Origin of the sequence: Streptomyces sp. NPDC057743 (assembly GCF_042798755.1) — a bacterium.
Taxonomy (GTDB): domain Bacteria; phylum Actinomycetota; class Actinomycetes; order Streptomycetales; family Streptomycetaceae; genus Streptomyces.
The window spans coordinates 13,777-25,816 of record NZ_JBHVJX010000051.1 but is presented as its reverse complement, the minus strand read 5'-3'; the positions used below and the strand labels follow the sequence as shown (position 1 = coordinate 25,816).

At 71.2% G+C, this 12,040-nt stretch carries 8 protein-coding genes and 1 pseudogene; 6 read left to right on the top strand and 3 right to left on the bottom strand.

Features of this window, described 5'->3' with window-relative positions; all coding sequences use genetic code 11:
• Positions 1 to 92: 92 nt before the first annotated feature.
• From ACFVFQ_RS34955 to ACFVFQ_RS34935, 5 genes are all read left to right on the top strand, one after another.
• The gene (locus ACFVFQ_RS34955; RefSeq protein WP_383424005.1) at positions 93 to 4,037 is read left to right on the top strand and encodes an amino acid adenylation domain-containing protein; all 3,945 of its coding nucleotides are present in this window, start codon (positions 93 to 95) and stop codon (positions 4,035 to 4,037) included.
• A 53-nt stretch (positions 4,038 to 4,090) separates the two neighbouring features.
• The gene (locus tag ACFVFQ_RS34950) at positions 4,091 to 4,291 is read left to right on the top strand and encodes an MbtH family protein (protein WP_383424002.1); all 201 of its coding nucleotides are present in this window, start codon (positions 4,091 to 4,093) and stop codon (positions 4,289 to 4,291) included.
• Between the two features lie 188 nt (positions 4,292 to 4,479).
• Positions 4,480 to 6,792, top strand: coding sequence for a glycoside hydrolase domain-containing protein (locus ACFVFQ_RS34945; protein ID WP_383424000.1), 2,313 nt, complete (start codon positions 4,480 to 4,482; stop codon positions 6,790 to 6,792).
• 105 nt (positions 6,793 to 6,897) lie between these two features.
• On the top strand, positions 6,898 to 7,305 hold the full coding sequence (locus tag ACFVFQ_RS34940; protein WP_383423999.1) for a hypothetical protein: 408 nt from the start codon (positions 6,898 to 6,900) through the stop codon (positions 7,303 to 7,305).
• A complete protein-coding gene (locus ACFVFQ_RS34935) occupies positions 7,302 to 8,003 on the top strand; it encodes a hypothetical protein (RefSeq protein ID WP_383423997.1) in 702 nt (233 codons plus the stop codon). The genes ACFVFQ_RS34940 and ACFVFQ_RS34935 overlap by 4 nt, the downstream gene beginning before the upstream one ends.
• Before the next feature lie 108 nt (positions 8,004 to 8,111).
• On the opposite strand, the gene serB is transcribed toward ACFVFQ_RS34935, so the two are convergent.
• Both serB and ACFVFQ_RS34925 read right to left on the bottom strand, forming a co-directional pair.
• Complete coding sequence (gene serB, locus ACFVFQ_RS34930; RefSeq protein ID WP_383423994.1) at positions 8,112 to 9,332, bottom strand: phosphoserine phosphatase SerB; 1,221 nt, start codon at positions 9,330 to 9,332, stop codon at positions 8,112 to 8,114.
• A 44-nt stretch (positions 9,333 to 9,376) separates the two neighbouring features.
• A complete protein-coding gene (locus ACFVFQ_RS34925; RefSeq protein ID WP_383423993.1) occupies positions 9,377 to 10,348 on the bottom strand; it encodes a LysR family transcriptional regulator in 972 nt (323 codons plus the stop codon).
• Positions 10,349 to 10,661: 313 nt separating this feature from the next.
• On the opposite strand from ACFVFQ_RS34925, the pseudogene ACFVFQ_RS34920 reads away from it, so the two are divergent.
• Positions 10,662 to 10,935: pseudogene (locus tag ACFVFQ_RS34920) on the top strand (phosphoserine transaminase); the annotation flags it as partial.
• A 14-nt stretch (positions 10,936 to 10,949) separates the two neighbouring features.
• Here the strand turns inward: ACFVFQ_RS34920 and ACFVFQ_RS34915 are convergent.
• A complete protein-coding gene (locus tag ACFVFQ_RS34915; RefSeq protein WP_383423990.1) occupies positions 10,950 to 12,023 on the bottom strand; it encodes an oxidoreductase in 1,074 nt (357 codons plus the stop codon).
• Between the last annotated feature and the right edge of the window lie 17 nt (positions 12,024 to 12,040).

The following is a 12,040-nucleotide window of genomic DNA, read 5'->3' as shown; positions in this document are numbered from 1 at the left end:
GATGCGGCTTGCGACCTTTGTTTCCATGATCACCAGAGGGTGGAGAGGGGGTCGAGAGCGGGCCGAGATCGCCGCGCCGCAGGCTTCCCGGCATGGGAACAGCAACTGATCGGGACGCCGAACTGCCTCTGACCGCCGCCCAGTCGGGGATCTGGTACGCGCAGCAGTTCGCCCCGGACAATCCGGTCTACGCGATCGCGGACTGCGTCGAGATCGCCGGCCCCCTCGACGTCCCGCTCCTGAGGGACGCCGTGCGCCACACCCTCCTGGAGGCCGAGGCGCCGCACGCCCGGGGAACGGAGCGCGACGACGGCCCCTCGCAGCGGGTCGAACTACCCCCGGGCGCCCGGGACATCCCGGTCGAGCTGCTCGACCTGAGCGCCGCGGCCGACCCGGACGGCGCCGCCGAGGAGTGGCTGCGCGCCGACCTGGCCAGGCCCCTCGACCCGCGCCGCGGACCGCTGTTCACCCACGCCGTGCTCACCGTCGCACCGGACCGGCACCTGTGGTACCAGCGCTGGCACCACCTGGTCTTCGACGGGCTGAGCACCTCGCTGGTGGCCCGCCGGGTCGCCGCCGTCTACACCGCGCTCGCGGCCGGCGAGCCCGTGCCCGCCTCCCCCTTCGGTCGGCTGCGGGACCTGGTGGACGAGGACCGCGCCTACCGCGACTCCCACGACCTCGCCGTGGACCGGGAGTTCTGGCGGGAGCGGATGGCCGGCCTGCTGGACGTGGTCAGCCTCTCGGAGCGCTCCGCGCCACTCGCCCGCGCACTGGTGCGGGAGACCTTCGAGGTGCCGGCCGACGAGCGGGCCGCGCTGCGCGAGCTGGCGGCCGGGCTCGGCACCGACTGGCCGCGGGCGGTCATCGCCGTCACCGCCGCCTACGTCCACCGGCTGACCGGCGCCGACGACATCGTGCTCGGGCTGCCCGTCCCCGCCCGCGGCCCCGCGGTGCGCAGCACCCCCGGCATGGCGTCGAACATCATCCCGCTGCGGCTGGCCGTCCGCCCGCAGACGAGCCTCGCCGACCTCGTCCGACAGGTGGCGCGGGAGGCCGGCGAGGCGCTGCGCCACCAGCGCTACCGGTACGAGGACCTGCGCCGGGACCTGGGGCGGTTGGGGGACGCCGGGCGCGTCTTCGGCCCCCAGATCAATGTGCTCCGCTTCGACTACGACCTCTCGTTCGGCGGCCACCGCGGCACCCTGCGCAACCTCGCCCTCGGCCCGGTCGACGACCTGATGTTCGCGGTCTACGACCTGCCGGATGCCCTGCGCATCCACCTCGACGCCAACCCGGCGGTCTACGACGCCGACGAAGTCCGGCGCCACCGCGACCACTTCGCCGCCTTCCTCCGGCGGGCCGTCGCCGACCCCGCGCAGCCGGTCGGCCGGGCCGACCTGCTCGCCCCCGCCGAACGCGAGCAACTGGTGGCGGAGTGGAGCCCGGGCGGGCAGCCGGCCGACGAGGTGCCGCCCGCGACGCTCGCCGAGCTCTTCGAGGAGCAGGTCCGGCGCTCCCCGGGCTCCCCCGCGGTCACCTGCGACGGCCTCTCGCTGTCGTACGGGGAAGTGAACGCGCGCGCCAACCGGTTGGCGCGGCTGCTCGTGGAAGGGGGCGCAGGCCCCGAGCGGTTCGTGGCCGTCGCCCTGCCGCGCTCGGCGGAGCTGATCGTCGCGCTGCTCGCGGTGGTGAAGGCCGGGGCGGCCTACGTGCCCGTCGACCCCGACTACCCGGCCGACCGCATCGCCTACATCCTCGGCGACGCGACCCCCGAGCTCCTGCTCACCAACGGCGCCACGGCCGGCCGACTCCCGGCGTCCGACCTGCCCGTCCTGCTGCTGGACGACCCCGGGGTGCGCGCCGCCACCGGGTCGCTGTCCACCGCCGATCTCCAAGCCGACGAACGCAGCCGCGCGCTGACGCCGGACCACCCGGCCTATGTCATCTACACCTCGGGCTCCACCGGCCGGCCCAAGGGCGTCGTGGTGCCGCACCGCAACGTGGCCGCCCTGTTCACCGGCACCGCGGGCCTCTTCGCGTTCCGCGCCGACGACGTGTGGACCATGTTCCACTCCTACGCCTTCGACTTCTCCGTCTGGGAGTTGTGGGGCCCGCTGTTGCACGGCGGCCGACTGGTGGTGGTCTCGTACGCGGACAGCCGCTCCCCGCAGAACTTCCTCGCCCTGCTGGTGGCCGAGCGCGTCACCGTCCTCAGCCAGACCCCGTCCGCCTTCTACCAGTTGATGCAGGCCGACCAGGACGCCCCGGACCTCGGCGACCAACTCGCGCTGCGCTACGTCGTCTTCGGTGGCGAGGCCCTCGACCTGGGTCGGCTTGCGGACTGGTACGCGCGGCACGGCGACACCCCGGTCCTGGTGAACATGTACGGCATCACCGAGACCACCGTCCACGTCAGCCATGTCGCGCTGGACCCGGTCACCGCCGCGAAGCAACCGGGCAGCCTGATCGGCGCCGGGCTGCCGGGACTTCGGGTGTACGTGCTGGACAGCGGCCTCCAGCCGGCGCCCGTGGGGACGACCGGCGAGCTGTACGTGGCGGGCGAGCAGGTGGCGCGCGGCTATCTGAACCGCCCCGAACTGTCCGCCGAGCGCTTCGTCGCCGACCCGTACGGCCCGCCGGGATCGCGCCTCTACCGGTCGGGCGACCTGGCCCGTTGGACGGCGGACGGGCGCCTGGAGTACCTGGGCCGCGCGGACGAGCAGGTCAAGGTCCGCGGCTTCCGCATCGAGCCGGGCGAGATCGAGGCGGCGCTCCGGGCGCTGCCCGGGGTGCGGGACGGCCGGGTGGTGGTCCGCAAGGACGCGGTCGGCGACGCCGCGCTGACCGGCTATGCGGTGCCAGAGGACGGCACCGCCTGCGAACCGGCCCAGCTGCGCGCCGCCCTGGCCGAGCGGCTGCCCTCCCACATGGTCCCCGCGGCCGTGGTGACGCTCGCCGAACTCCCGCTCACCGCCAACGGAAAGCTGGACCGCAGGGCGCTGCCCGAGCCCACCCGGCCCCGGGCGCACACCGCCACCCCGCCGCGCGACGCGCTGGAACAGCAGGTCGTCGAGGCGTTCGGCGAGCTGCTGGGCGCCACCGGGATCGGCATCGAAGACACCTTCTTCGACCTCGGCGGGGACTCGTTCAAGGCGGTCCGCATCGCCCGCCGCCTCGGCCAGGGGCTGTCGGTGGTCGACGTCTTCCAGCACCCCACCCCCGAGGCGCTCGCCGCCCGCCTGCGGACGCTGGCCGAGACCGGCGGCGAGCGCCCCGTACTGAACCGGTTGACGCCCCACCGGGGGCAGGGCGCCGCGCTGACGCTGGTGTGCATCCCCTACGGGGGCGGCGCCGCCACCGCGTACCAGCCGCTCGCCGAGCAACTGCCGCCGCACATCGAGCTGTTGGCGGCGGGACTGCCGGGCCACGACCCCTCCGTGCCCGATGAGCCGCTGCTCAGCTGGGCGGAGGCGGCCGACCGCATCGTCGCGGAGATCACCGCGTCGGTCACCGGCCCGCTCGCCCTCTACGGGCACTGCGCGGGCTCGACGCTGACCATGCTGGTGGCGCGGGAACTGGAGCGGCGGGGCCGAACGCCCGAGCTCGTCTTCGTCGGCGCGGCGCTCCCCGACCCCGACCCGGAATCCCTGCTGGACGCGGCACTGACCCGCACCGACGCCGAACTGCACGGCTATCTCAGCTCGTTGGGCGGCTTCGAGGGCGCCCTCGACGACGAGGACCTGCGCACCGTCCTCGGCGTCGTGCGCCACGACATGGTGCAGGGCGCCCGCTTCCAGGCCGCCGCGCGCACCGGTTGGGAGCGCCAGCTGGAGTCCACGGTGCACGTGGTGATCGGCGACGCGGACGAGGCCACCGAGGGCTTCGAGAGCGGCCATCTCGACTGGAAGTACTTCGCCTCCGGGGTCGAGCTGTCCGTCCTCCCGGGCGCGGGCCACTACTTCGTCAAGCACCAGGCGCGGGAGCTGGCCCGGATCGTGTCCGACCGCCTCGCCTGGCGCGCCGACCAGAACTGACCGGCCACCCACCCGAGTTCGCCACCCCCTGCCCCAAGAGAGGCCACCTCCCCATGACCCGCATCAACCCCTTCGAAGACCCCACCGGCAGCTTCTACGTGCTGGTCAACGACGAGGGACAGCACTCCCTGTGGCCGTCCTTCGTCGACCGCCCCGCCGGCTGGAGAACGGCGCTCGGCCCGGACAGCCGCGAGGCGTGCCTCGCCCACATCGCCCACAACTGGTCGGATCTGCGCCCCAAGAGCCTCGCCTGATCCGGGACGAGCCGCCGCTCTCCACCGGCGCGGCAGCCGGTGGAGAGCGGGTCGATACCGGGCGGAGGGCGCCCGGAGAGCGCCCCGAGAGCGCGCTCCCGCACGGTGGTCGCCCAGCCCTGCCCTTCCACCGCCCCGCCCAGGCGCGTAGGCACCAACGCACATGAATGAAAAGGACAACCGCCGCCATGGCTGACGAGATGGTCCTCAAGGCCCAGAAGTGGGTCAACGCGACCTACAAGAACGTCGCCGGGTACAACGCGTGCCCGGAGAACGGCAAGACCGGCTGGCCGACGATGTTCTCGCTGACCCGCGCCCTCCAGCACGAGTTGGGGATCACCGCGCTGTCGGACAGCTTCGGTCCGTCCACGATCGGCAAGATCGACGCGCGCGGCGGCATCAAGCTGGACGAGAAGAACAAGAACCTCATCAAGATCGTCCAGGCCGCCTGCTTCTGCAAGGGCTACCACGCCGGCGACATCAACGGGAACTTCACCCTCAACACCCAGGGTGCCGTGGCCAAGCTCATGGAGGACGCCGGCCTGAACCCCGCCCTCAAGGGCGCCGTCCAGGCCAAGGTCATGAAGGCCCTACTGACCATGGACGCCTATGTGCTCCAGGCCGGCGGGACGAAGAAGGTGCGGTCCATCCAGCAGTGGCTCAACGGCCGCTACTACGGCCGCTCCAACTTCTACCTCATCCCCGCCGAGGGCCACTTCTCCCGTGACGTGCAGAAGGCCCTGATGAAGGCCATCCAGTACGAGCTGGGCGTCCCCGACGAGCAGGCCACCGGCAACTTCGGCCCCAGCACCAAGAACGGCCTGAAGAAGCACAACATCGGCCAGGGCGACAGCGGCATCTGGGTCCAACTCTTCTCCGCCGCCTGCGTGTTCAACGAGCCGGTGGGCAGCTACGAGACCACCTTCAAGTCCACCTGGGACGACAAGCTCACCCAATTCGTCCAGGCCTTCCAGCGGTTCTCCTACCTCCCGCAGTCCAAGCGCGGCGACTTCGCGACGTGGGCGCAGCTGCTGGTCTCCACCGGCGACCCGGACCGCAAGGGCACCGGCTGCGACACCAGCCGGCGGATCACCGCGGCCCGGGCGAAGGACCTCTACGCCGCCGGTTACCGCATCATCGGCCGCTACCTCGCCGAACCGCCGGGCTACAACACCGAGAAGCCGATGACCAAGAAGGAGCTCGCGGACATCTTCTCCGCCAAGCTCAAGGTCTTCCCGATCTGGCAGTACGGCGCACGGGACCTGGAGGACTTCCGCTACTCCTACGGATACCAGCACGGCCTGCGGGCCCATGACACCGCCGAGGGCCTCGGGTTCGGCGCCGGCACGGTCATCTACTTCGCCGTCGACTACGACGCGACCACCGAGCAGATAGCCAGCAACATCGTCCCCTATTTCAACGGGGTCGTCGCCGCGCTGAACAGCCGGGGCAAGAAGTACCTGCACGGCGTCTACGGATCGCGCAACGTGTGCGCGCAGGTGTCGAAACACACCTACGCGCGCTGGTCGTTCGTCTCCGGAATGTCCTGGGGCTTCTCCGGAAACCTCGGGTTCCCCAACCCCGACAACTGGTCGCTCAACCAGATCCAGGAATTCTCCTTCAACGGTCCCAACGGGGGTTCCTTCCCGCTGGACAAGGACATCTGGCGCCCCGACACCGACCCGGGCGTCGCCTCGGTGGACAAGTCCGCCAATCCAGCGGGCGCTTTCGTCGCCTACGTCTCGAAGCTCTACGACCTCGCCAAGGCGTACGGGAAGGGTGACCCGAACCGACTGGTGATGCAGTTCTGCCGGTCCAAGAAGTACAACGGCACCCTGTGGCAGACCCTGCTCAACCCCGCCGATGCCGGCTTCATCGCGTACGCGAAGGGCAAGGGCATGGAGGTGCTGGAGGAGTTCAACGACCCGTCCACCGGGTACACGCTCGACCCGCAGCACATCATGGCGGCCGCGGAGGGCCAAGCCAAGGTCGGCGGCCCGGAATTCGCTTACTACGGCGAAATCATGGGGTGGGCCGGAGACCTCTACACGCTGTACGCGGAATGGCGCCGGGACTCCGACAACTACTCCTCGGGCTACAAGTACTGCCAGGACAAGTTGGCGCGTCCGGGCGTCCGTTCATCCTTCGGCTACGCCGACCTGATCGAGGACACCGACGGCTATTTGCTCGGCCAGGACTGCAAGACCAAGAAGAAGAACATCGCGCAGGCCGTTGAGGCGCATTACGGCGACGGCGGGCGGTTCCTCAAGAGGTTCTCCCACTTCTTCAACGACCGGTTCGGCGGCACCGCGGGCAAGGCCAAGGCCGCCGCTCACTCGATGCTGACCAGCAGCGACGGCCTCGTCACCACGATGCGGACCGGCATCATCGAGAACCAGGTCAAGGGGGTGCCGACGCCCTCCATGCTGCCGTCCGGCAAACTCGACGAATATTGCCAGGGGTTCGCGGACGCGCTGGTGGAGCGGGTCGGCCTGGAATAGAAGCAGGTGCGGTCCCGGCGCACGACCACTGACGCACCGGGACCGCACTCATTGGTCGTTGGAGGTTTTCCACCTTTGCATTTCCTCGAAAGAGCAGTAGGGACAGTGCAGTTGCTGGCGATACCGGTCGTCGCGCTGGTGTGCCTGTACTGGGCGTGTCGGATCCTGTCCCGTTCCTGGTTGAGCGTGCGGGTCAGCCGCTGGGTCGAGGGGGCCTTCTGCGGCCTGCTCGGCACTATCTCCATGTACGCCTGGGGCGTGTTCGAGGGTTCTCCGTTCGACATCGAGGAGACCTGCCGACTGAATCACGGTCAGCAATGGGACCCGGATGCCGCCGGGCCCGGCAGCCTGTTCCCCCTCTCCAACAAATGCAACGCCACCTACGAGCTTGTCCCCGCTTACGTAAATCCCTTGATTTACCTGGGAATTGCCACCGTGGTGGTCTGCCTCGGCATGGCCCTACATCAAGCACGCACACAACGGAAAAACCGACCGGAACAGGAAGTGGAATGAGCGATACGAAGGTCTTCTCCCGGCGCCGCGCGCTGAAGGGCGGGCTCGGCGTCGCCGGCGGCGGCCTGCTCCTGGCCACCGGCGCCACCGCCCTGGCCACCCCGGCGCTGGCCGCCGAGGCGGCCCCCGGTGAGAAGAAGCAGGACTGGCGCGGGGACACCAGCGCCAACGGCTGGCGCATCACCGGCGACGGCATCGCCCACCACGTCGTGGAGGGCAGCAACCTCACCGTGGAGCTGCGCACCGGGGACGTCGCCACCGTGCTGCTGTACGCGCTGCGCCGCTTCCACTACGAGGTGGACCACCGCCTGACCGGGAAGGACGTCACCGGGCATACCGTCGACCGCGCGGTGGCCGCGGGCTTCGAGAGCAACGCCCTCTCCGGCACCGCCTTCACGGTCCGCCCGGACGCCTACCCGTTGGGGGCCCGGGACTGCTTCTTCCCGGAGGACGTCGCCGTCATCCGGGACATCCTGGCCGACTGCGAGGGCACCGTGCGCTGGGGCGGCGACGAACCGCAGCCCAAGCAGTCGCACTTCCAGATCGACGTCGGTCCGGGCGACGCGAAGCTGGCCCGGGTCGCCGCCAAGATCCGCTCCTGGGACGCCGAACCGGGCAGCGGCGCGGGCACCGTCGACGCCTTCGCCCCGGGCCGCCGCCCCACCGCCGACGCCCTGGCCCGCCGCCAGGCCGCGTAACGGCCCGCCCCCACCCGGGGCGCCAACGCCACACAAGCCGACGGGGTCGGTCCCGGATCACGGGACCGACCCCGTCGGCTCTGCTCGCTCCCGCTCCCGGCTACGCCCTCATCCCCACAGCTCCTCGTGAGGGATGCCGAGGAGGTAGAGGAGCGAGTCGAGGAACGGCACGTTGAGGGTGGTCGGGGCGGCGCCCCGGACGACGGGCTTTGCGTTGAAGGCCACGCCGAGGCCGGCCGTGTTGAGCATGTCGAGGTCGTTGGCGCCGTCGCCGATGGCCACGGTGTGGGCCAGGGGGATGCCCGCCCGTTCGGCCTGACGGATGAGGAGTTCGGCCTTGGCCCGGCGGTCGATGACCGGGCCGGTGAGGTGGCCGGTGAGCCGACCGTCGGCGACTTCGAGGGTGTTGGCGTGGGCGAAGTCGAGGCCGAGGCGCCGGGCGAGGTGGTCGGTGATGTGGGTGAAGCCGCCGGAGACCACGCCGACGCGGCAGCCGAGGTGGTGCAGCGTACGGATCAGGGTGAGGGCGCCGGGGGTCAGTTCGACGGCGCGCCGGACCTCGTCCAGGGCGGTGGCGTCCAGGCCGGCGAGGTGGGCGACGCGGGCGCGCAGCGATGCCTCGAAGTCGAGTTCGCCGCGCATGGCGGCGGCCGTGACGGCGGCGACCTGGGGTTCCCGGCCGGCGTGCCGGGCGAGCATGTCGATCACCTCGCCCTGGATGAGGGTGGAGTCGACGTCCATGACGACCAGACGGCGGGCCCGACGGGAGAGCCCGGCCGCACAGACCGCGAGGTCGACGCCCAAGTCGCGGGCGCGGGCGGACAGGACGCCGCGCAGGACGTGGGTCCGTACGCCGGTGACATCGAACTCGACGGCCGTCACGGGGCGGCGGGCGAGCGGGGTGATGCGCTCGATGGTGCCGCCCGCGTCGTGAAGGGCCTGGGTGAGTGCGGCAGTTGTGCGGGCGGTGAGCGGGTGGCCGACGACCGTGACGTGGCTGCGCCGGGATGCCGTACGGGTGGGGGCGGCCTGGGTGAGTTCGGCGTGGACCTGCTGGGTGGTGGCCCATTGCCGTACGGCGGACTGGAGTTCGCGCTCGGTCACGGTGGTGCGGGACGGGGTGGCGAACTGGGCACACAGGGCGAGGCGGCCGCGCAGCTGGACCTGCTCCACGTCCACAACGGTGGCGTCGAAGCGGGCGAGCTGGCTGAACAGGCTGCCGATGAGGTCACGTTGACGAGGAGCGCGGCGATCGGACTGGCGGTCGGGATGGTGCGGGCCGTGGATCGTGACGTACAGGGTGTCGGGACTGCCGTCGGTATCCGGCATGGTGCGGGAGGTCCTTTCGGCTGGCGGTCGGGCAGCGGGCCGGTTCAGGCCGCCGCCCGCGCGCGAAGCGGACAGAGCGGCGGCGTCTGCCCACGGCTGTGTTCCGCCAGGGCTTCCTTGACGGCGACGGTGAAGCGTTGGGCGAGGGGGTGGCAGCCCTGGAGGGGGTAGGCCATCGAGACGGGTACCTGAGGGGCGCCCGTGAGGGGGACGAAGCGTACGGCGGGGTGCAGACGGCGGCGGAGGGCCGGTTCGGGGACGATGCCGTTGCCTTTGCCGGCGGCGACCAGTTCGAGAAGTTCGTCGAAGTTCTTGCAGGGAATGAGCGGCGAGGAGCGGTGCCCCTCGGGGCCCCCGGAACCACCGGAGCCCTCATGGTCCCCGTGGGTCGCGTGCATCTCGTCGAACTGGGCCGGCCCGCACGTCGTGTTGACCACCAGGGGGTGCGGGGCGAGCATCTGGGGGCTCAGGCCGGCGGCGCGGGCGAGCGGCGATGTGGAGGGGACGGCCGCGACCTGGCGTTCGGACTGGAGGGGGACCACGCGCAGGCCGGTGGTGTCCACGGTGCCGCGCAGCAGGGCCACATCGACCGTGCCGTGGTCGACGCCCGCGTACCGCTCGTCGCGGCGCACGAGTTCGACCTCGGCCCCGGTCTCCTCCTCGAAGCGGGCAACGGCGTCCTGGACCCAGCCGTCCGGGAGCAGCCAGGTGAAGCCGAAGCGGAGCGGCGCCGTCCGGTCCGTACGGAAGGAGAGGGCCTGTTCCAGACGGGGAAGGAGAGGGGCGAGTTCGTCGCGCAGCCGCCGGCCCTCGGGGCTCAGGCGCACCGAGCGGGTGGTGCGGTCGAACAGCCGGGTGCTGAGGGACTCTTCGAGGCGCTTGATCCGACGGGTGAGGCTGGGCTGGTTGGTGCCCAGTGCGTCGGCGGCGTGAGTGAAGTTCAGGGACTCGCAGACCGCGAGGAAGGCACGCAGGTGCCGGATACCCACATCTGTTGTGTTCACCGTTGTGTTCACCACAGGCTCCTTGGGATCGGGGCATCGCCGCTGGTGAAGCGGCACGTCGGGGAGCCTAGGGCGCGGGCCGTCGGGCGGCGGTGCGGTGCGTACGGAAGGAGCAGCGCGGTGCGCCCAAGGAGACACCGGAAGCGGGGGCGCGATGTCACTTTCGGCCAGGGGCGGTGTCTCTTGCAGTGGCATGCGGGGCCCTCGGTCCCGGTGGACCGCCTACGTTTGCGGCATGGCTGAACTCCGGATCCCCGCTGCCCTCAGGCCCGTTGACCCTCGTTTCGGTGCGGGTCCCTCCAAGGTACGCACCGTGGCGCTGGACGCCCTGATCGAGCGGTTGGCCGGCGCGGACGAGGGAGCACGGGTCGTCGTGGACGCCACCTCGGGCGCCGGCGGACTGCGTGGACCTCGCCGAGCCGGACGTCTCCCACTTCGCACCGCAGAAGTCCTTCGCGGCGGACGGCGGGCTGTGGCCGGCGGCGCTCTCACCGGCCGCGCTGGAGCGGGCCGCCCGCGTCCACGCGAGCGGACGGCACATCCCCGCGTTCTTCTCGCTGCCGACCGCGATCGACAACTCCCGCAAGAACCAGACGTACAGACCGGCTGACGCTCAGCCCAGCCGCTCCCAGTCCACCTCCGCCAGGGCCGCCCGGCCGTCCGGGAAGTACGCCACCGGGCCGACGGTGCGCGCGCGGCCCTCCACGTCGTTGAGCAGCCGCTGGAGGGAGAGCGAGTCCGCAAGCGAGGCGAACGGCACCTCGGGCCGGGTGCCGTCCTCGACGAACCGCGTCACGTCCCGCACCAGCCGCCCCAGCTTGATGACGGTACGAAGCTCCGGGTCGCCGGCCTCCCCGTCGGTGCGCAGCTCGTGGATCAGCTCGTCGCCGTCGTCGCGGCGCTGCCAGATGCGCAGGTGGTCCGCGTCCCAGACCGGGGTGTCGAAGACGATGCTGGCGTAGAGCAGTTCCGCGTCCGGGGTGCGGAAGACGAAGTCGACCTCCCGCTTGCGGGTGATGTGCACGAAGCTGCTGTACCCGGTGACGGCGCCCGGGCCCAGCCGCGCCGTCAGCGCCACGCTGTCCAGGACCTCCGGGCCGGAGACGGAGAAGTCGGAGCGGGTGCCGATGGCGGTGTCGACCTCCAGGCGGTGCCCGCCGCCACAGATCCACGGGACCAGGTCGAGGGAGTGCACCACCTCGCTGGGCACGCCGGAGGTGGGCCGGTGGTCGTTGATCCGGTCCTTGCCCCAGATGAAGTTCGCGCGCACCAGCTCCAGTTGGTGCGCGCGCACGTACGCGCGCAGGTAGCTGGTGGCCTCGGAGTAGCGCTCGACGAGGTCCAGGTTGAAGCCGGAGACGTCGGCGAGACTCTTGGCGACGAGGTCGAGGTCGTCGCGCGAGGTGGCGAGGTTCTTCTCGGAGACGACGAAGCCGGTGTAGCCGGCCAGCTCGGTGAAGATCTGGGCGCGGGCGTGCTCGGGAACGCTGACGACCACGACGTCCGGCCGGAATCCCGCCAACATCGCCGTCACGGTGGGGTAGTAGGGGATCTCGTCCGTGGTGCGGTGGCGTCCGACGTACGCGAACGACAGCCGGTGCGCGGTGCCGGCCTCCCGTGCGACGTTGCGGAATGCCGTGCGGAAGCGGGTCCCCGCGTAGCCGAGTCCGACGATGGCGACCTTCATGATGTTCCGTTTCCCTT

Excerpts from the sequence above, each read along its gene's own strand:
- ACFVFQ_RS34955 (WP_383424005.1), top strand. The coding sequence starts at position 93 with ATGGGAACAGCAACTGATCGGGACGCCGAACTGCCTCTGACCGCCGCC.
- ACFVFQ_RS34950 (WP_383424002.1), top strand. The coding sequence starts at position 4,091 with ATGACCCGCATCAACCCCTTCGAAGACCCCACCGGCAGCTTCTACGTG.
- ACFVFQ_RS34945 (WP_383424000.1), top strand. The coding sequence starts at position 4,480 with ATGGCTGACGAGATGGTCCTCAAGGCCCAGAAGTGGGTCAACGCGACC.
- ACFVFQ_RS34935 (WP_383423997.1), top strand. The coding sequence starts at position 7,302 with ATGAGCGATACGAAGGTCTTCTCCCGGCGCCGCGCGCTGAAGGGCGGG.
- serB (WP_383423994.1), bottom strand. The coding sequence starts at position 9,332 with ATGCCGGATACCGACGGCAGTCCCGACACCCTGTACGTCACGATCCAC.
- ACFVFQ_RS34915 (WP_383423990.1), bottom strand. The coding sequence starts at position 12,023 with ATGAAGGTCGCCATCGTCGGACTCGGCTACGCGGGGACCCGCTTCCGC.